General features: G+C 65.1%; 15 protein-coding genes. 11 read left to right on the top strand and 4 right to left on the bottom strand.

The window, feature by feature from the left end; translation table 11 throughout:
* Nucleotides 1-102 precede the first annotated feature (102 nt).
* The 5 genes from BJG93_RS17140 to BJG93_RS17155 all read left to right on the top strand — a co-directional run bounded on the left by BJG93_RS17140 (nucleotide 103) and on the right by BJG93_RS17155 (nucleotide 4,449).
* Entirely contained in the window at nucleotides 103-702 is a 600-nt protein-coding gene (locus tag BJG93_RS17140) for a cytochrome b (protein WP_027195513.1), read from the top strand.
* 49 nt (nucleotides 703-751) lie between these two features.
* Entirely contained in the window at nucleotides 752-2,203 is a 1,452-nt protein-coding gene (locus tag BJG93_RS17145) for a glycosyltransferase family 2 protein (RefSeq protein WP_027195514.1), read from the top strand.
* Nucleotides 2,204-2,405: 202 nt separating this feature from the next.
* Entirely contained in the window at nucleotides 2,406-3,596 is a 1,191-nt protein-coding gene (locus tag BJG93_RS17150; RefSeq protein WP_027195515.1) for an aromatic ring-hydroxylating oxygenase subunit alpha, read from the top strand.
* Nucleotides 3,597-3,819: 223 nt separating this feature from the next.
* Nucleotides 3,820-3,945 carry a hypothetical protein gene (locus BJG93_RS36080; protein WP_269217468.1) on the top strand — a complete coding sequence of 42 codons (126 nt, stop codon included), beginning with the start codon at nucleotides 3,820-3,822 and terminating at the stop codon, nucleotides 3,943-3,945.
* Nucleotides 3,946-4,014: 69 nt separating this feature from the next.
* On the top strand, nucleotides 4,015-4,449 hold the full coding sequence (locus BJG93_RS17155; protein ID WP_082194527.1) for a rubredoxin: 435 nt from the start codon (nucleotides 4,015-4,017) through the stop codon (nucleotides 4,447-4,449).
* A 32-nt stretch (nucleotides 4,450-4,481) separates the two neighbouring features.
* Here the strand turns inward: BJG93_RS17155 and BJG93_RS17160 are convergent, their stop codons facing one another.
* Together BJG93_RS17160 and BJG93_RS17165 are read right to left on the bottom strand one after the other, a co-directional pair.
* A complete protein-coding gene (locus BJG93_RS17160; protein ID WP_027195518.1) occupies nucleotides 4,482-5,336 on the bottom strand; it encodes an oxidoreductase in 855 nt (284 codons plus the stop codon).
* A gap of 310 nt (nucleotides 5,337-5,646) precedes the next feature.
* Nucleotides 5,647-6,567: a LysR substrate-binding domain-containing protein gene (locus tag BJG93_RS17165; RefSeq protein WP_027195519.1), complete on the bottom strand. Its 921-nt coding sequence runs from the start codon at nucleotides 6,565-6,567 to the stop codon at nucleotides 5,647-5,649.
* A 115-nt stretch (nucleotides 6,568-6,682) separates the two neighbouring features.
* On the opposite strand from BJG93_RS17165, the gene BJG93_RS17170 reads away from it, so the two are divergent.
* The 3 genes from BJG93_RS17170 to BJG93_RS17180 all read left to right on the top strand — a co-directional run bounded on the left by BJG93_RS17170 (nucleotide 6,683) and on the right by BJG93_RS17180 (nucleotide 9,777).
* Nucleotides 6,683-7,450, top strand: coding sequence for a transporter substrate-binding domain-containing protein (locus BJG93_RS17170; RefSeq protein WP_027195520.1), 768 nt, complete (start codon nucleotides 6,683-6,685; stop codon nucleotides 7,448-7,450).
* A 37-nt stretch (nucleotides 7,451-7,487) separates the two neighbouring features.
* A complete protein-coding gene (locus BJG93_RS17175; protein WP_027195521.1) occupies nucleotides 7,488-8,603 on the top strand; it encodes a succinylglutamate desuccinylase/aspartoacylase family protein in 1,116 nt (371 codons plus the stop codon).
* Nucleotides 8,604-8,859: 256 nt separating this feature from the next.
* Nucleotides 8,860-9,777 carry a dihydrodipicolinate synthase family protein gene (locus BJG93_RS17180; protein WP_034478117.1) on the top strand — a complete coding sequence of 306 codons (918 nt, stop codon included), beginning with the start codon at nucleotides 8,860-8,862 and terminating at the stop codon, nucleotides 9,775-9,777.
* On the opposite strand, the gene BJG93_RS17185 is transcribed toward BJG93_RS17180, so the two are convergent.
* Together BJG93_RS17185 and BJG93_RS17190 are read right to left on the bottom strand one after the other, a co-directional pair.
* Nucleotides 9,774-11,930, bottom strand: coding sequence for a phosphocholine-specific phospholipase C (locus BJG93_RS17185; RefSeq protein WP_027195523.1), 2,157 nt, complete (start codon nucleotides 11,928-11,930; stop codon nucleotides 9,774-9,776). The two genes, BJG93_RS17180 and BJG93_RS17185, sit on opposite strands and share 4 nt — an antisense overlap.
* Before the next feature lie 100 nt (nucleotides 11,931-12,030).
* Nucleotides 12,031-12,351, bottom strand: coding sequence for a hypothetical protein (locus tag BJG93_RS17190; protein WP_034478121.1), 321 nt, complete (start codon nucleotides 12,349-12,351; stop codon nucleotides 12,031-12,033).
* A gap of 199 nt (nucleotides 12,352-12,550) precedes the next feature.
* Between BJG93_RS17190 and BJG93_RS17195 the strand changes: the two genes are divergently transcribed.
* The 3 genes from BJG93_RS17195 to zwf all read left to right on the top strand — a co-directional run bounded on the left by BJG93_RS17195 (nucleotide 12,551) and on the right by zwf (nucleotide 19,085).
* A complete protein-coding gene (locus tag BJG93_RS17195) occupies nucleotides 12,551-14,521 on the top strand; it encodes an amylo-alpha-1,6-glucosidase (protein WP_027195525.1) in 1,971 nt (656 codons plus the stop codon).
* A 52-nt stretch (nucleotides 14,522-14,573) separates the two neighbouring features.
* Nucleotides 14,574-17,366, top strand: a complete 2,793-nt coding sequence (locus BJG93_RS17200) for an MGH1-like glycoside hydrolase domain-containing protein (protein ID WP_027195526.1) — start codon at nucleotides 14,574-14,576, stop codon at nucleotides 17,364-17,366.
* A gap of 99 nt (nucleotides 17,367-17,465) precedes the next feature.
* Nucleotides 17,466-19,085 carry a glucose-6-phosphate dehydrogenase gene (zwf, locus tag BJG93_RS17205; protein WP_027195527.1) on the top strand — a complete coding sequence of 540 codons (1,620 nt, stop codon included), beginning with the start codon at nucleotides 17,466-17,468 and terminating at the stop codon, nucleotides 19,083-19,085.
* The last annotated feature ends 30 nt before the right edge of the window (nucleotides 19,086-19,115 follow it).

Raw genomic sequence — 19,115 nt, forward strand, 5'->3', positions numbered from 1 at the left:
CTTCGTGGAATAAAACGGCACACGCGGGCGTTATCCTGATACCGGCGGCGCCGATTTCAAACATCTTGCGCAGCATTCATCGCCTTTGCGAACGGAACACCTATGAACACCCGAGCGGACTCCCTGACCGATGCGACCGATGCCATTCGCCCGCCACGCTACACGCGCACCGCAATCACGCTGCACTGGCTGATCGCGTTGCTGATGATCGTCAACGTCGTGCTGGGTCTGTCCGCTGATTCGCTGCCCGACGACTGGGTGCGTCCGGTGATCGACACGCACAAATCGATCGGCATCACGGTGCTCGGGCTCGCGCTGCTGCGCATGCTGTGGCGTGTGTCGCACAAGCCGCCGCCGTTGCCGCGCGAGTTTCCGTCGTGGGAAAAAATCGCCGCGCATCTCGCGCATTTCGCGCTGTATCTGCTGATGATCGCGTTGCCGTTGTCAGGCTGGCTGCACGATTCGGCATGGAAAGACGCGGCCACCCATCCGATGCAGTGGTTCGGCTTGTTCCAATGGCCTCGCATCGGCTATGTGATGCATCTCGACCCGACACTGAAAGAGACGTTGCACGATCGCTTCGGCGCGCTGCATACGTGGCTCGGCTATGCGCTCTATGCGTTGCTGGCAATGCATATCGGCGGCGCGCTCAAGCATGAGTGGCTCGATCGCCGCTCGGTGTTCAAGCGTATGACGCCGTGAAGCCGGCTTCATCAACCCAGCGCAACCCCGCCCACGTGAAACCTTTGCCTTGAAGAAGACCCTCGAACAGGCGTTCGCTCTCGCGTCGCCGCGCATCCTGCCGCGTCGCGCGACGCTATCGAGCACACTGATCCATTCCAGCGTCGTGGTGCTGTGGGCGCTGCTGTTCGCGCGCGCGTTCTTTTTGCGTGGCGCGCTCGCGTGGTCGACCGGCATTGCGTATGTCGCATACGACACGTTGCTGCTTGCGTTCGTCACGTGGAAATCGTTGCCGCTCGCGCGCCGCCCGCCGCCTCTCGCAGCCGATTGCGAACGGCGCGAGCTGCCGGGCATGGGGATCATCGTCGCGTCGCATAACGAGGCGGCCGTGTTGCCGGTCACGCTCGCCGCGCTGCTGCGGCAAACGCACGGCCCGGCGCAGATCGTGATCGCCGACGACGGCTCCACCGACGCTACCGCCGACCTGCTCACGCAACGCTTCGGCCTCACGCCCGCCGCCGAAGGCGAGCTGAGCGCGCCGAGCTCGCTGCATCCGAACCTGTTTTGGCTGCGCGTGCCGCGCGGCGGCAAGGCGCGCGCGCTAAACGCCGCGATCGCGGTCATGACGACCGACACAGTGATGACCGTCGACGCCGACACGCTGCTCGACGACGATGCCACCTACGCGATGCGCGCCGCGTTCGCGAACGAGCCGAAACTCGTCGCGGCAACCGGCATTCTCGTGCCGGTCTGCGGCAAGTCGCTGTCGGGCCGCGTATTTCAGTGGTTCCAGACCTACGAGTACATGCGCAACTTCATCGCGCGTTTCGCGTGGATGCGCGCGGACAGCCTGCTGCTGGTCTCGGGCGCGTTCGCGTCGTTCCGGCGCGACGCGCTCGTCGCTGTCGGCGGCTTCGATCCGCACTGTCTGGTCGAGGACTACGAGCTGATCCACCGGTTGCGCCGCTACTCGGTCGATCACAGGCTCGGCTGGGACGTGCGTGTGGTCGGCCAAGCGCATGCGCGCACCGATGCGCCGGACACGCTCGCGAGCTTTCTGCGCCAGCGCCGCCGGTGGTTCGCGGGCTTCCTGCAAACGCAGTACTGGAATCGCGACATGACCGGCAATCGGCGCTACGGCACGCTAGGCGTGCTGATGCTGCCGATCAAGGCGGTCGACACGATGCAGCCGATCTACGGCCTCACCGCGTTCGCATTGCTGCTCGGCTTTCTATTCGGCGGACACGGCGCGATCGTCGTGTCGATCTTCAGCGTAATCGGCCTGAAAACGGCGATCGACCTCGCGTTCTACCTATGGAGCATCCATCTGTACCGGCGCTGGACCGGCGAGCGCAGTGGCAACAGCCTCGGCATGGCGATGCTCGCGGCCGTTGCCGAGCCGTTCTCGTTCCAACTCGCGCGGCATCTGGGCGCCGCGCTCGGCTGGCTGCACTTCCTGCGCGGCGGCCGCGCGTGGGGCGCGCAACGGCGCTCCGGGCTGCTCGCGGACGAGGAGGGCTGAGCAGATCGACCAGCAGGTCGATATTTCTGTAGCCCTTGCGTGGTAAGGGTGGTTCGTATCGCGCCGATGCGCAGCGTGTGCGACGCATCGCGCGCGCCGGCGGCAGCCCCATGCGGCCGCCGCATCAAGTAGACTGGTGAAGATGCCGCCCTGCGATGCAGGGCGGCAACGTTCTTTCCGCTCCTGCACGGAGGCTTGACCTATGCATGCAGTTCCCCCGCTCGAACAGGAACACGACATCGCCGGCGCAACGCTTGCCGCCGCGCCTGCTCAAGCTACGCACGAGGCGCCGGTGCGCGATCTGCGCCGCGTCCCCATTCATCCGGATTACTGGTACCCGCTCGCGTGGTCGCATGAAGTGAAGCGCGGCAAGACGCTGGGCGTGACCTTCGCCGGCGATCCGATCGTGCTCGCGCGCACCGAGAGCGGCAAGGTGTTCGCGCTGGAAGATCGCTGCGCGCATCGGCAGGTGCCCCTGCACCAGGGTGTGGTCGACGGCGAATCGATTCGCTGCGGCTATCACGGTTGGACCTACGACTGCTCGGGCAAGTGCATCGATGTGCCGTACCTCGGCCGCGAGCGGCTACCGAACGGCGTGCGCTCGTACCCGTGTCACGAAGTCGAGGGACTGATCTTCGTATTTCCGGGCGACGCCGCGCTCGCGGCGCAGCGGCCGCTGCCGGACTTTCGCTCGGTGTCCGACCCGAAGTACAAGACGCGCCGCTTCGGCCGTCCGGTCAAGTGTCATTATTCGTTCATGCACGAGAACCTGATGGACATGAATCACCAGTTCCTGCATCGCCGCCAGATGGGGAGGATGCGTGCGCGCTCGGTCGGCCGGCGGCGCGGTGAGGGCTGGGTCGAGGTCGACTACACGTTTGCCCGCATGGAAGGCCAGCAGCCGTTCGGCGAGGCGATCGTGTTCGGCCAGAGCCGCAAGGCCGGCGGTCACAACGACAAAGACGTCATGACGATCCGCACCGAATACCCGTACCAGACCCTGCAAATCCGCAATGTCGAGCAGACGCTGGTGATGGACCTGTGGATCGTCTATGTGCCGCTCGATCGCGAGCAGCGCACCAACCGAACCTTCGGCCTGCTGTCGATTCGTAAGCCCGGCATTCCGGCCGTGATGAATCTCGCATGGCCGCTGCTGGTGTGGTTCACCGAGCGCATTTTCAAGGAGGATCGCGAGATCGTCGAGGCGGAGCAGCGTGCCCACGATTCGCAGGGAGCCGACTGGAATCACGAGGTGTTCCCGGTCATCAACGATCTGCGCGCGCTGCTGCGCGAGTGCGGCGCACCCGACCGGGTGGTCGGCGCGGGCACCGGCGACACGGCAGTGATCCGCTTCTGGGATTCGCGTCACGGCGATCCGCTCGCGAAGACCTGAGCACGGCGCGGCGCGGGTGTTTTCACCGGCGCCGCGCACCGGTTCCCCGCGGCTTTCCCCCTCGCCGGGAATGAATTCATCTCCCCACGGTAGACAATGCGCGGCGCGCGAGCGGCGATAATAGCGCCCGGTACTTTCATTGCGCGCGAGTTTGCGCCAATCGACATTCGTCGAGTCCGCGCCCGTGTACCATTGCGCTTTTTCCAAACTTCAAGATTCGCTCGTGACCACGCAACTCACCCCCACCAACTCGCGTAAATCCCTCACTCTGCTGCAACTGCTTGGCGTCATCGGCGCCGCTGGCTTGATCGCCTCGATCGCGCTGAATCTGCTGGTCCAGGCGCACTAAAGCAGCGCCCGCGTGGCGCGGGCAGCCTTATGCCGGCGCGTCGCCGGTTTTCTCGAGATTCCGATTGCCATGTACAAGAAGGGCGTAGCCGTAGAAATCCAGTTTTCACCCGAGCGGCTCAACGACGGCGCCGGCGATCCGTACTGGATCGATCTGACCCACGACGAAGCGCAGCGCCTGCTCGACAGCCTGCAGGCGCGGCTCGTGGGAACCGGTAGCGGCACGGTCGCACCGCTGGTCGTGAGCCTCGATGCGACGGCGCATCCGTCCGCGGCGGATGCCGCCAAGACCGACGCGCCCGTTGCGCCGCCGACGGCGAGCGTCGCCGCGGCCGAGGACTTCAAGCAATGGATCTGCGTGATCTGCGGCTGGGTCTACGACGAAGCCGCCGGCTTGCCGGAAGAGGGCATCGCGCCGGGCACGCGCTGGGCCGATGTACCGGCCGACTGGCGCTGCCCGCTATGCGATGTGGGCAAGGAAGATTTTGCGCTGGTGGAGTTTTAAGGGGCGAGCCGAGGCTCGCCTGACGAGGTGCTCTACGCCGTCCCTTCCGGATAATCCGCCCCCTCGGTTGTCGCTCGCCAGGTGTCGAAATCGCTGCGCAGGAAATCGAGCTTCTTGTACGCCAGATCGAGCGCGGTCTTGCCGAGCAAAAGGCGCAGCGGCGGCGCGTCGGACAACGCCGCATCGATGATCGCCTGCGCGGCGCGCACCGGGTCGCCGGCCTGCTTGCCGCTGCGCGCTTCAGTCTGCTTGCGGCGCTCGCCGGCGGTCGACGCGTAGTCGTCGATCAGCGTCGCCGAGTGCTTCATCGACGGCCCTGCCCAGTTGGTGCGGAACGGGCCCGGCTCGACGATCAGCACGCCGATGCCGAGCGGTTTCAGCTCGAGCGCGAGCGATTCCGACAGCCCTTCGACCGCGTACTTCGTCGCATGGTAGTAGCCGGTCGCCGCGAAACTCGCAAGCCCGCCGATCGACGACACGTTGACGATCAAACCGCTGCGCTGCTCGCGCATGATCGGCAGCACGGCCTTCGTCATATCGACGAGGCCGAACACGTTGGTCTCGAACATCGCGCGGACTTCGCTGTCTTCGCCTTCCTCGATCGCGGCCAGATAGCCGTAGCCCGCGTTGTTGACGAGCGCGTCGATGCGGCCGAAATGACGCCTCGCCTGCGCGACCACGCTTTCAATCTGTGCGCGATTGGTCACGTCGAGCGGCAGTGCGAGCGCGCGCTCGCCGTGTGCCTCGGCGATATCCTTCACTTTCGATGCATCACGGGCGGTGACGACCGCGCGCCAGCCGCGTTCGAGCACGAGCTTCGCGAGCTCGCGGCCGAAGCCGGTAGAACAGCCGGTGATCAGCCAGACGGGATTGTCTCGATTCATCATTTGGAACACTCCTGTTGAGGGTCTATCACGTGAAGACTCGAAAACAGCGCTAAAAAGCAGCACCCCGATGCGGCGCGAACGCGCGGCGCGTCGGCAAACGGTATGCGGGTGATGTCAGCTTGAAGCGTGCGCGATTCGCGCGGAGTTGCTGGTCGATGAAGACGGAACGCCGCCGTGACTGCGCCGTGACTGTTATGACGGCGGTGACCGCTCGGGGCCGGTGTGGCGTTTCAATTGTAGTCGCGGCGCGGCGGCTTCGCTTTGCAGCGCGCCGACGAACGCGTCCGTGAGCGGCGCGTCGGACTCGAACTCAACGTGCCCGCACCGTGCGCGTGTACGACGCGATCATCGTCGCGAACTCCTGCGCGGCCGGCGTCAGCGGAATCGCCGCGCGTTGCAGCAAACAGACGTTCTGCTGCAACGCGCGCTCGCGCACCGGGATCGTCGTCAGCGCGTCCGCGAACGGCCCGCGCTTCGCGATGACCGACGATTCGAGCGATAGGCAATCGGTCGCGGCAACGAGATGCAGCGTCTCGTACAAGCCCTCGACCGTCGCGACGATCTTCGGCGGCGGCAAACCGTGGCTGTCGAACAGAAGGCTCAGCCGGTTGACGTGCGGCGCCTCGGTCAGATTCGGCGAGCGCGTCGTCACCCACGTGCAATCGACGAGCTCGCCCAGCGACTTCGCGCGCGCCTTCGGATGGCCGCGCCGGCACACGATCACCGGGTCGGACGGACAGAGCGGCGTAACGGACAGATCGGCGGTATCGGTCTGCTTCGATACGAGCGCGACCGCGAAATCGAGCGTGCCTTCGCGAATCCACGAAATCATCATGCGCGAGGTACCGGTGCGCACATGCACGGCGACGCGCTCGAAGCGAGCGCGAAATTCCATCAGCACCGGCGCGAACGCGTCGACGAGCGGCTCGGTCGTCATGCCGAACGTGACCTCGCCTGCGTAGTCGCCGCGCAACTGCCGCACGTCCTCTTCGGCGCGTTCGCATTCACCGAGGATCGTGCCGGCCCGCTGCAGGAGCCGCTGGCCCAGCGCGGTCAGCGCGATGCCGCGATTCGTGCGGGTGAACAGCGTCGCGCCGAGCATCGATTCGAGGTTCTGCAACTGCTGCGTGATGCCGCTTTGCGCGATGCCGAGCGCGCGCGCCGCCGCGCGGATGCTGCCATGCTCCGCGACCGCTGTGAACGCGCGCAACTGGGAAATCGTCAATGCCATGGCGTCAACATCGGGTGATCGGGAAAAGTGATCATGATAGTCCGAACGGTACTTCTTCGAGGCGCCGCGGCGGCCTACGATCACGCTGTCCTGATCCGCTCACCACCCGCCTGCCATGAAAACTCCGCTGATGACTCTCTGCGCCGCGCTGGCTTTCAGCAGCGGCGCGTTCGCCGCTGACGCCAATACGTTGCGCCTCGGCATCGACCCGACTTATCCGCCGATGGACTCCAAAGCGCCCGACGGCAGCCTGAAAGGCTTCGACGTCGATCTCGGCAACGAGATTTGCCGGCGCATCCACGTGCATTGCCAGTGGGTGGAACTCGAGTTCTCGGGCATGATTCCGGCGCTGCAGGCGCGCAAGATCGACGCGGTGCTGTCTTCGATGGCGATCACCGAGAAGCGCGAGCAGCAGATCCTGTTTTCGTCGAAGCTGTTCCAGTTCAAGTCGCGGCTGATCGCGCGGCAAGGCTCGTCGCTCGCGCCCACGGCGAGCGGACTTGCGGGCAAGCAGATCGGCGTACAGTCGGGCACGCAGTTCGAGGGCTACGCGCTGAAGAACTGGGCGCCGCTCGGTGCGAACGTGGTCGCCTACAAGAGCCAGGACGAGGTATTCGCCGATCTGCGCAACGGGCGGCTCGACGGCGCGTTGCTCGGCACGGTCGAGGCGGATTACGGCTTTCTGCGCACGTCCGCGGGCAAGGGCTTCGCATTCGTCGGCGAGCCGCTTTCGATGGGCGATCGCGGCGTCGGCATCGGCTTGCGCAAGGACGAAACGGAGGTGCAGGCATCGATCAACGCGGCGATCGCGTCGATGCGCAAGGACGGCACGTATGCGCAGATCGCGAAGAAGTACTTCGACTTCGATCCATACGGCAATTGATGCAGACTTCCAACGTTATTTCGACGGCTTTCCGTTCATGAACACGCAATCGATTCCGCTCCTGTCGCCGGCTATCGGCACCCACCGCGAACTGGTGTCGTTTCATTTCGGCCCGGCCGATCGCGGGCAGAAGATCTATATTCAGGCGTCGCTGCACGCCGACGAAACTCCCGCGATGCTGACCACGGTGCTGCTGAAGCGGCGTCTGCGGGAACTCGAGCAAGCCGGCGCGCTGAACGCGGAAATCGTGCTCGTGCCGGTGTCGAACCCGGTCGGGCTCGCTCAGAACGTGCTCGGTCAGTTCATCGGCCGTTTCGAGCTCGGTAGCGGCAAGAACTTCAACCGGCATTTCGTGCAGCTCACGAAGCTCGTCGCGAATGCGAAAGACGCGCTTGGCGCCGATGCGAACGAGAACTGCCGCATCGTGCGCGAGCTGGTTGCGGCCGAACTCGCGCAACAACAGCCGCTGACCGAATTCGAGTCGCTGCAACTGGCGCTCCTGAAGCTGTCGTGCGACGCGGACGTGGTGATCGATCTGCATTGCTCGCTCGAAGCGGCGATGCATGTGTACACGAGCGAGGCCGCGTGGGCCGAGGTCGAGCCGTTGTCGCGCTACCTCGGCGCCGAGGCCTCGTTGCTCGCGACCGATTCGGGCGGCGGCGCGTTCGACGAAACCCACAGCCTGCTGTGGTGGACCTTGCAGCAGCAGATGCCGGCGAGCAAGCCGGTGCCGACCGGCTCGATCGCGGTGACGGTCGAATGCCGCGGCCAGCGCGACGTGTCGTACGAAGTCGCGCAGCAGGATGCCGACGCGCTCGTCGATTATCTGAGGTGGCGCGGCGCGATTCGCGGCGAGGCCAGGCCGTTGCCGCCGCTGCTGGCGCCGGCGACGCCGCTCGCGGGCAGCGAGCAGTTCTATGCGCCGGTGAGCGGAATTCTGGTGCATCGCGCGAAGATCGGCGACGCGATCCGCGTCGGCCAGCCGCTGTTCGATATCGTCGATCCGCTGACCGACGCGACCACTACGATCGCAAGCCAGACCGAAGGGGTGCTGTATATGCGGCGCGCGATCCGTTTCGTGACCACCGGCGCGCCGCTCGGTCGCGTCACCGGCACGCGGCCGATCCGAACGGGCGTATTGCTGGGCGCGTGATCGGCGGGCCGCTATGCCGGACTCGGCATCCAGGGCCGCCTCGAAGTCTCGCGCGGCGGCACTCACGTGCGCCGCCGCCGCCCTGTCACGAAGTAGCCGGCGCTGTTTGGCCGGCCATTCGGCACCCCGCCGATTGTGCGGATTTAATCTCTTTCAGCTACGAAAAAGCCCAAGCCCGCCTCGGGGTAAAGGCCGATACTCGTTGTCATATTCAACGAGTGTCGGCGCGGCCGGCTTTTGGAAGGAGACGGACAAAGTGAGCAAGGCTATCCAATGGAGCGGGGTGTTTCCCGCCGTCAGCACCCAGTTCAAGCCGGATTTTTCGCTCGACATCGACGCGACGCACCGCGTGGTCGGCAACCTCGTCAAGGACGGCGTGTCGGGTCTGGTGGTCTGCGGCACGGTCGGGGAAAACACCTCGCTGAGCACGTCGGAAAAGCTGCAGGTGATCGAGGCCGCGCGCGACGCGGCCGGCGGCAAAGTCCCGGTCGTCGCGGGCGTCGCCGAGTTCACGACCGAGTTCGCGCGGCAGACGGTGCGTGAAGCGGCGCGTGTCGGGGTCGACGGCGTGATGGTGATGCCGGCGCTCGTCTATTCGGCGAAGCCGCACGAAACCGCCGCGCATTTCCGCTCGGTCGCAACCAGCACCGACTTGCCGGTGATGATCTACAACAACCCGCCGATCTACAAGAACGACGTGACGCCGGACGTGCTGATCGCGCTGCAGGACTGCGAGAACATCGTCTGCTTCAAGGATTCGTCGGGCGACACGCGGCGCTTCATCGATTTGCGCAACGCGGTGGGCGACCGCTTCGTGCTGTTCGCCGGCCTCGACGACGTGGTCGTCGAAAGCATCGCGGTGGGTGCGCAAGGCTGGGTGTCGGGCATGTCGAACGCGTTCCCGAAGGAAGGCGAGACATTGTTCCGCCTCGCCAAGCAGCAGCGCTTCGATGAAGCGCTGTCGCTGTACCGCTGGTTCATGCCGCTGCTGCACCTCGACGCGCGCCCCGACCTGGTTCAATGCATCAAGCTGTGCGAAGAACTGCTCGGCCGCGGCAGCGCCGTCACGCGCCCGCCGCGCCTCGCACTGCAAGACGATACGCTCGCCGAGGTCAAAGGCATCGTCGCAAAGGCGCTCGCCACGCGTCCGACGCTGCCGGACGTCGGTCTCTAAGCAGGGATGGGGCTGGCCGTCAGCACCGGCGCAACCGCGGCCGGATCGCTGATACTCGGCCGGCCGTTTTCGACGTGACCGGCAAAGCGACGCGAGAAACTTGCGTCGTCGCTGCTTGTCACCGTCAGGTCGTACCAGTGATGGCTCGACGCAAGCACCCAGCCTTCGTCGATACGCGCATGGGCCGGCACGAGCACCGTGCGCGGGCGCGCGCCGTACGCGTTGTCGATCACCATTAGACGCGCAATGCCACCGCCGCTGTTGGTGAACTTCAGGAACACGTTGCCGTTCGCGACGTCGTATTGAGCGATCACTTCCGGCTGCGCCGGCTGGTCGTTGCCATGCCCATTGCGCGTGCTTCGCGTGCTCGCCTGGATGTTGCCCGCGAACTTGCGCACGAAGCCGTTCGGGCCGAACACGTCGAACGCGTACACGCCACTGGTCGTGCTCAGATCGAACGTATCGCTGAGCGACTTGCCCGCTTCGACCGTGTAGCGCCACGGACCGTCGGTGCGGTTCGTCGCGTACACGTAGAAGTGCGCGCCCTGATCGCCCGTGTTGCCGATCGTGATCTCGAACGTGTTGTTGCGCGCGTTGGCCGCGCCGTTCACGTGCAGTTCGTACGGCAACGCGCGCGCGAAGCGGATGCCGGCTTCCTGCGCGTCGACCGGCGCCGGCGAGGCCGGGACGGTCGGCTTCGGCTGCGTCGCGCACTGGTTGTCGGCCATGCTCATGTAGTTGCTGGTATCCGGCAGCGGCGGCATCTTCGAATCCGGGGTGCGGAAGTCGAACGCGCTGGTCAGGTCGCCGCACACCGCGCGACGCCACGCGGTGATGTTCGGCTCATGCACGCCGAAGCGGGACTCGATGAAACGGATCACCGAGGTGTGATCGAACACCTGCGAACACACGAAGCCGCCCTTGGTCCACGGCGACACGATCGTCATCGGCACGCGCGGGCCGAGGCCGTACGGATAGCCGTCGGCGGTGTAGCTGCCGCCGCGCTGCGGATTGACGACGTTGTGGATCTCGCCGTCGGTCGTCACCGTGGACTTGCCCTGCGCGGCGGTCGTCGGCGGTTGCGGCGGCACGAGGTGATCGAAGAAGCCGTCGTTCTCGTCGTACATGATGAAGAGCACGGTCTTGCTCCACACCTCGGGGTTCGACGTCAGTGCGTCGAGAATCTGCGACGTGTATTCGGCGCCGTATGCGGGCGTGTAGCTCGGATGCTCCGAGTACGCGGCCGGCGGGCACAGCCACGACACCTGCGGCAGCCGGTTCGCGAGGACGTCGGCTTTCAGGTCGTCGATCGTGCGCACGGTTTGCGCGCGCTCGTAGAGCGGCGAACCCGGCTGCGCGTTGATGAAGTTCGTGAAGTTCTGCAGTACGTTGGTGCCGTAGTTGCCGTTCAGCGGATCGGCGCCCGAGGTGCCCTGCTGATAGATCTGCCACGAGATGCCGGCCGCCTGCAGACGCTCCGGATACGTGGTCCACGACAGCAGCTGATAGTTCGGCGGACCGTCGCCGTCGACCCAGTCGTTGTTGTCGAGCAGCGGGCCGCCCATCGTGCCGGTGGGGTCGACCATGCCGGTCATCAGATAGGCGCGGTTCGGGTGTGTCGGTCCCGGCAGCGAGCAGAAGTACGCATCGCAGATCGTGAACGCGTCGGCGAGTGCATAGTGGAACGGGATGTCGCTACGCAGGTGGTAGCCCATCGTCATGTCGGTCTTGTTGGCGGGCCACTGGTCGTAGCGGCCGCCGTCGATCGCGTAGTGGGTCTTGTACCATGTGTGATCGAGATCGCCGACGCACTGCGCGCTCGTCGTCGCGGTGTTCAGATGGAACGGCAGCACCGGCTTGGTCGGGTCTTCCTTCGACGGCTGATTCCACACCGGCAGACCGCTCGGCAGCGGAATCGGAAAGCGGTCGTTGTAGCCGCGCACACCGCGCAGATGGCCGAAGTAGTGGTCGAACGAGCGGTTCTCCTGCATGAACACGACGATGTGCTCGACATCGCGAATCGTACCCGTGCGCGAAAACGCGGGCACCGCGAGCGCGTTGCGGATTGACTCGGGCAATGCGGTCATCGCGGCGGCGGCGCCCGCCGATGAAGCCACGGTCTGCAGGAAACGGCGACGGCTAGTTGATGTCATCGAATATCACCTTCTGCGTAGAGGAAGAATAGCGCGGGTGAACGCGCCGTTGGGGTGGTTCGTAGTCGGTTACGCGTTGCTCTGGCTGATGCGGTGCGGGCTAGTGGTTCGCGCTGTCGCCGGGCGCGTAGCGCATGACCGGCGCGACCTGTTGGCTGTCGGCCGCGAGATTGGCCTGCATGTTTTGCGTGATCGGGTCCGCGGTGCCGGTAGCGCCACTCGCCGCGTTGTCCGCGAATGGGGCGGAGGCATTCGCAGTGACCGTCGGCGCCGTCGCGGGTTGTTGTGCCGCGTCGTTCGGGGCTGGAGCCGTCGTGGAAGCGTTGCTCGCGGAAGGGGAGTCGTCCGCGCCGCAACCGTTCAACGCTATCGTGGCGAACGCCAGCAATGCGGCGCTCGCGATGCACATGGTTTTTGTCATGCCCGCCTCGGGTTCGATGGAAGCGGGTGCAGTCTCCATTCCTTTCAAGAAATAATTGTGAAACGTTTGCGCGCGGCATAAATTTCGATCGATCGTCAGTTGATCGAAAGAAAACTGGAAGTATCGGGAAGGTCAATGTTCGTGGCGATGCCATCTGCGCTATGTTTGCTGCTTCATGTTCGCGAACGAGCACGATTCAATGACTCTCATCGAATCACCTATCGACATCTCGCAACTCGAAGACGAATGGCTCGAAGCCGACGCCTTCGGCGGCTTTGCTTCGGGCACGGTCGGCATGCTGCGCACGCGTCGCTATCACGCGCTGTTGCTCGCCGCGACGCGCGCGCCGGGCGGGCGCATGGTGCTCGTCAACGGCATCGAGGCGTGGGTCGAGGCGGGCGGTCAGCGCTTGCCGTTGAGCATGCAACGCTATGGGCCTGACCTGATCTATCCCGATCTGCGCGGAAGCCTTGCCAGTTTCGATACCGCGCCGTGGCCGACATGGCGCGTTCAACTCGCCGCGCATGCGGCGGTGATCGCCGACGTATTCGTCAGCAAGCCGACCTGCGAAACCGTGTTGCGCTGGCGGCTCGAAGGCGGTCAACTCGATGCGCCAGTGCTGAAGGTCAGACCGCTGCTGTCGGGCCGCGATTATCATGCGCTGCATCACGAGAATCCGGCTTTCAACTTCGGCGCGCAGGTCAGCGCCGATCAATCGTGCGCGAGCTGGCAACCGTATGACGGACTGCCGGTCGTGCGGGCGGCGACGAACGGCGCCTATACGCATGCGCCCGACTGGTATCGCAACTTCTGTTACGTGCGCGAACAGGAGCGTGGCCTCGATTGCAGCGAAGACCTGGCGACGCCCGGCGTGTTCAGCTTCGATCTCGCCGCTGGCGAAGCGGTGATGATTCTGAGCGCGTCGAGCACCGCAGCAACGGTAAGCACCAGCGAAAAAACGCAAACCGCTGCTCGCGCAAGCTACCTCGCCAACGCCGAGCAACAACGCCGCGCCGCGCTCGGCTCGCGCCTGCAACGCTCGGCCGACGCCTACGTGGTCACGCGCAACGAAGGCCGCACGATTCTTGCGGGCTTCCCGTGGTTCACCGACTGGGGCCGCGACACCTTCATCGCGATGCGCGGCCTGCTGATCGCGTCGAACCGTCTCGACGACGCCGAAGCGATCCTGCTCGAATGGTCGGGCACGCTGTCCGAGGGCATGCTGCCGAACCGTTTCCCCGACTACGGCGACGCGCCCGAATACAACTCGGTCGATGCGTCGCTGTGGTTCATCGTCGCCGTTCACGACTATCTGGCGACGCCGCATGCGAGCGCGCCGACCCGCGCGCATTTGCAGCAAGCCGCCGAAACGATCCTGACCGGCTACACGAACGGCACGCGCTTCAATATCGGCGCCTGCGCCGACGACGGCCTGCTGCGCGCCGGCATCCCCGGCGTGCAACTGACGTGGATGGACGCGAAAGTCGGCGACTGGGTCGTCACGCCGCGCATCGGCAAACCGGTCGAAGTGCAGGCGCTATGGATCAACGCGCTGCGGATCGCGTCGGCATGGAATCCGCAGTGGCAGCAGGCTGCCGAGCGCGCGACGCTCGCGTTTCATCGACGCTTCGTCGATCCTGCGACGCAGGTGCTGTTCGATAACGTCGACGTCGATCACGTGCCGGGCACGGTCGACCGCTCGATCCGGCCGAATCAGATCTTCGCGATCGGCGGCCTGCCGTTTGCACTGCTCGAAGGCGCGGCGGCGCGCGCGGTGGTGAGCCAGGTCGAGGCGCACTTGCTGACGCCGCTCGGCCTGCGCTCGCTCGCGCCATCCGATCCGGCCTATCGCGGCCACTATGGCGGCGTACCGCTCGAGCGCGACGGCGCCTATCATCAGGGCACCGTGTGGGTGTGGCTGATCGGGCCGTTCGTCGAAGCGTGGCTGCGCGTCAATGGCGCCAGCGCTGATCATCTCGCGCAGGTGCGGGCGCGTTTTCTCGCCCCGCTGTACGCGCATCTCGACCGCGCTGGCCTCGACCACCTCTCCGAGATCGCCGACGGCAACACGCCGTACGCGCCCGCCGGCACGCCGTTTCAGGCGTGGTCGCTCGGCGAATTGCTGCGCGTCGAAAGTCTGCTTGCCCGGTTTGAGCGCAACGGCGCGTAAAACCGCGCTACGATGTGGGTCCCACCGCCTAGCCTGCTGTAAGGACGTTCCCATGCCACCGCTGCGCGCTGCCAATCTGTTTGCCACGATCGAAGGTTCCCGGCTGCATTCAGCCGAATGCAGCCACTGGCAGCGCTGGGGGCCATATCTGAGCGAACGCCAGTGGGGCACGGTGCGCGAGGATTACAGCCCGAACGGCACCGCCTGGGACTCCTTTCCGCACGACCATGCGCGCAGCCGCGCCTACCGATGGGGCGAAGACGGTATCGCCGGTTTCGGCGACGACCGGCTTAGCTGGTGTGTGTCGCTCGCGCTATGGAATCGCAAGGATCCGATCATCAAGGAGCGCCTGTTCGGCCTGACGAACGCGCAAGGCAATCACGGCGAGGACGTGAAGGAGCTGTACTTTTATCTGGACGGCACGCCCACGCATTCCTACATGCGCATGCTGTACAAGTACCCACATTCGGCCTATCCGTATCAGGACCTGATCGACGAAAACGCGCGCCGCGGCGGCGATATGCCGGAGTACGAAATACTCGATACCGGCGTATTCGACGATCTGCGCTATTTCGACGTGCAGGTCGAATACGCCAAGAACACGCCGGACGACATCGTGATGCGCGTGACGATCGAAAATCGCGCGGACGAGGCGGCGTCGCTCGATGTGCTGCCGCAGATCTGGGCGCGCAACTCGTGGTCGTGGAAGGAGAACAACGACAAGCCGAAGCTCGTCGCGGGCACCGATCATGACGGCGCGGTGCGTCTGCTTGGCCATCACCATGTGCACGAGCCGATCGTCGTGACCGCGTGGTCGAAGGACGCGCCGCAACTCGCGTGGCTATTCTGCGAGAACGACACGAACGTGAAGCGGCTGTTCGGCACGGACGGCGCGGGCCCGTTCAAGGACGGCTTCAACGATTACCTCGTGCACGCCGACGCGAACGCGATCCGTCACGACGCGGGCACCAAGGCCGCCGCGCATGCGGCGCTGGAACTCGGGCCACACGGACGCGCGGTCGTGTATCTGCGCTGGCACCCGCAATCGGCGACCGATGAAGTGCCATTCGATGCCGACAGGTTGATCGCGCGCCGCATCGCCGAGGCCGACGAATTCTATGGCGCGTTGCAGCACGAGATCACCGACCCCGATGCCCGCCTCGTGCAACGTCAGGCGCTCGCCGGCATGCTGTGGTCGAAGCAGTACTACCAGTACGACGTGCAGCGCTGGCTCGACGGCGATCCGCTGCAGCCGAGCCCGCCCGCCGCGCGCAAGCACGGCCGCAACACCGACTGGCGGCATCTGTGCAACGCGGACATCGTGTCGATGCCGGACAAGTGGGAGTACCCGTGGTACGCGTCGTGGGACCTCGCGTTTCATGCTGCCGCGTTCGCGCTGATCGATCCGGCGTTCGCCAAGAAGCAGTTGCTGCTGCTCGTGAAGGACCGCTATCAGCATCCGAACGGCCAGTTGCCCGCTTACGAATGGGCGTTGAGCGACGCGAACCCGCCCGTCCATGCATGGGCCGCGTGGCGCGTGTACGAGATCGATCGCGCGCTGACCGGCAAGGCGGACCGCGATTTCCTCGAACTGGTGTTTCACAAGCTGCTGCTCAATTTCTCGTGGTGGGTGAACCGCAAGGACGCAGACGGCCACAATATTTTTCAGGGCGGTTTTCTCGGGCTCGACAACGTTGGCATCTTCGACCGCTCATCGCCGTTGCCGACCGGCGGTCACATCGACCAGGCCGACGGCACTGCATGGATGGCCGCGTATGCGCTCGACCTGATGCGTATCGCGCTCGAACTCGCCTACGCGAACCACGTGTTCGTCGATATCGGTGTGAAATTTTTCGAGCACTTCCTGTACATCGCGGAAGCAGTCAGCTGCGACGACGGTTGCGACACGGGCCTGTGGGACAGTGCTGACGAATTTTTCTACGACAAGCTGCGCCTGCCCGACGGCAGCAGCTTGCCGATGCGCGTGCGCTCGATCGTCGGACTGATACCGCTGTTCGCCGTGCACGTGCTCGAAGAGCGTCTGCACGGCGGCTTGCCGAGCTTGCGCGAGCGCCTCGTGTGGTTTCTCGAGCATCGGCCCGATCTCGCCAAGCTCGTGTCGCGCTGGAACGAGCCCGGCAAGGGCAACGCGCTGCTGCTGTCGCTGCTGCGCGGGCATCGGATGAAGGCGTTGTTGCGGCGCGCGCTCGACGAAAGCGAATTTCTTTCCGATCATGGCGTGCGGGCGTTGTCGCGCTTTCATCGCGATCATCCCTTCGTGTTCCAGCACAACGGCAACAGCTTCTGCGTGAAGTACCTGCCGGCCGAATCCGATACCCGCGTGTTCGGCGGCAATTCGAACTGGCGCGGGCCGGTGTGGATGCCGGTCAACTATCTGCTGATCGAATCGTTGTACGAGTTTCATCGCTATTACGGCGACGATTTTCGCGTCGAGTATCCGACCGGTTCGGGCCAGAAGTTCTCGTTAAGCGAAATCGCCGACGAACTCGCGCGCCGCGCGACCACGCTGTTTCTGAAAGACAAGAACGGCGAGCGGCCGGTGATGGGCGCGTATCCGCTGCTGCAGGCCGACCCGCGTTCGCAGGATCTGATCCTGTTCCACGAGTATTTTCATGGCGACAACGGGCGCGGCGTCGGAGCTTCGCATCAGACCGGCTGGACCGGGCTCGTCGCGTTGCTGTTGCAGCCGCGCGCGATGGCCGCGGCGGGCAACGTGCCGCTTGCGGGGGAACCGGTGCCGGCGCCGATTCCGGTGGGGGCGGCTTCCGCTTCCGCACCAGCGAAAGAGCCGGAGCCGTCGCTCGCGGCCACGACGACGAAGTAAGCACGCCGAGCGCCGCGATTGAACTGTGCGGCCGCAGCCGTGGTCTTCCAAGTATCGCCACGTTCGTTCTATCGGCTCACCAAGGTCCAAGTGAATCCCATGTCGACTACACCGAACCCTCCCGTCTCTTCCGATCAACGCAACGCAACGCCCGGCTTGAGCTGCAAGCTCAGCGCCAACCCCCAGGACGCGCTGTCGTCGCCGGCCGGCAAGAAGCCCGCGCCGCCGTGCACGCTGGTGATTTTCGGCGCGGGCGGCGATCTGACCAAACGTCTGTTGATGCCGGCGCTGTACAACCTCGCGGTCGATGGTCTGCTCGATGACGGCATGAGGATCATCGGCGTCAATCATGGCGAGCGGGAAACGCGCGAATGGTGCGACGACCTGCATACGTCGCTGCAGCAGTTCGCCGCCGACAAGGCCAGCACCTTCCACGCCGGCAAGCTCGACGACAACGCGTGGAACTGGGTCGCGCAGCGCCTCGAATACATGGCGGGCGAGTTCGAATCCGACGACACGTTCGCGAAGCTTAAGCAAAAGCTCGATCAGTCGACAGGCGGCAACGCGATCTTTTACCTCGCGGTCGGCGCGCGGTTTTTCAAGCCGATCGCCGATCGGCTGGGCAAAGCCGGCCTGCTGAAGGAAGGCGACGGCGCGAACGGTGGCTTCCGCCGTCTCGTGATCGAAAAACCGTTCGGCACCGATCTCGCGTCGGCGCGCGATTTGAACGCGCACATCCTGTCATATGCGCAAGAATCGCAGGTGTACCGCATCGATCATTTTCTCGGCAAGGACACCGTGCAGAGCATTCTCGCGGTGCGCTTCGCGAATGCGATGTTCGAGCCGGTCTGGCGGCGCGAGTACATCGACTGCGTGCAGATCACGGCGGCGGAAACGATCGGCGTCGAAGGGCGCGGCAGATTCTACGAGCAGACCGGCGCGTTTCGCGACATGGTGCCGAACCACCTGTTCCAACTGCTCGGCATCGTGGCGATGGAGCCGCCGAATTCGTTCGACGCCGAAGCCGTGCGCAACAAGAAGGCTGAGCTGTTCGACGCGATCCAGCCGTTGACGCCCGACGACGTCGTCTTCGGCCAGTACGAAAACGGGCCGGCCGGTGTCGGCTACCGCGAGGAGCCCGACGTCGCGCCGGGCAGCACGACGGAAACCTACGCGGCGGCACGCGTATTCGTGGAGAACTGGCGCTGGGCCGGCGTGCCCTTCTATCTGCGCACCGGCAAGCGGCTCGCGGTGCGCCGCACCGAGATTTCGGTGCAGCTGAAGCCGGTGCCGTTCCGCCTGTTCCGCGATACGCCGGTCAATGCATTGACGCCGAACGTGCTGACCTTGCGCATCGATCCCACGCACGGCTCGAGCTTCGATTTCAACGTGAAGGCGCCGGGGCCGGTGATGCGGGTCGGCGCGGTGCAGTCGTCGTTCAACTATGACGACTTCTTCGCCGAGAGCGCCAACGTCGGCTACGAGACGCTGCTGTATGACTGCATGCTTGGCGACGCGACGTTGTTCCAGCGCGCCGACAGCATCGAGACGAGCTGGCGCGCGGTCGACGACGTGCTGCATCCCGGCAGTGGCGGCGCGGTTGCCGTGCGCGGTTATGCGGCCGGCAGCGATGGCCCGGCCGAAGCCGACGCGCTGCTCGCGCGGGATGGCCACGTGTGGCGGCCGTTGCGGCAGAATACGCCCGGCGGCAAGCCGTAGCGGCGCCTTTGAACCACTACCTTTGAACGA

The organism is Paraburkholderia sprentiae WSM5005 (assembly GCF_001865575.2).
In the GTDB taxonomy this organism is placed as follows: domain Bacteria; phylum Pseudomonadota; class Gammaproteobacteria; order Burkholderiales; family Burkholderiaceae; genus Paraburkholderia; species Paraburkholderia sprentiae.

Excerpts from the sequence above, each read along its gene's own strand:
- BJG93_RS17200 (WP_027195526.1), top strand. The coding sequence starts at position 14,574 with ATGCCACCGCTGCGCGCTGCCAATCTGTTTGCCACGATCGAAGGTTCC.
- BJG93_RS17190 (WP_034478121.1), bottom strand. The coding sequence starts at position 12,351 with ATGACAAAAACCATGTGCATCGCGAGCGCCGCATTGCTGGCGTTCGCC.
- BJG93_RS17170 (WP_027195520.1), top strand. The coding sequence starts at position 6,683 with ATGAAAACTCCGCTGATGACTCTCTGCGCCGCGCTGGCTTTCAGCAGC.
- BJG93_RS17195 (WP_027195525.1), top strand. The coding sequence starts at position 12,551 with ATGACTCTCATCGAATCACCTATCGACATCTCGCAACTCGAAGACGAA.
- BJG93_RS17155 (WP_082194527.1), top strand. The coding sequence starts at position 4,015 with ATGTACAAGAAGGGCGTAGCCGTAGAAATCCAGTTTTCACCCGAGCGG.
- zwf (WP_027195527.1), top strand. The coding sequence starts at position 17,466 with ATGTCGACTACACCGAACCCTCCCGTCTCTTCCGATCAACGCAACGCA.
- BJG93_RS17140 (WP_027195513.1), top strand. The coding sequence starts at position 103 with ATGAACACCCGAGCGGACTCCCTGACCGATGCGACCGATGCCATTCGC.
- BJG93_RS17175 (WP_027195521.1), top strand. The coding sequence starts at position 7,488 with ATGAACACGCAATCGATTCCGCTCCTGTCGCCGGCTATCGGCACCCAC.
- BJG93_RS17160 (WP_027195518.1), bottom strand. The coding sequence starts at position 5,336 with ATGATGAATCGAGACAATCCCGTCTGGCTGATCACCGGCTGTTCTACC.
- BJG93_RS17185 (WP_027195523.1), bottom strand. The coding sequence starts at position 11,930 with ATGACATCAACTAGCCGTCGCCGTTTCCTGCAGACCGTGGCTTCATCG.
- BJG93_RS17150 (WP_027195515.1), top strand. The coding sequence starts at position 2,406 with ATGCATGCAGTTCCCCCGCTCGAACAGGAACACGACATCGCCGGCGCA.
- BJG93_RS17165 (WP_027195519.1), bottom strand. The coding sequence starts at position 6,567 with ATGGCATTGACGATTTCCCAGTTGCGCGCGTTCACAGCGGTCGCGGAG.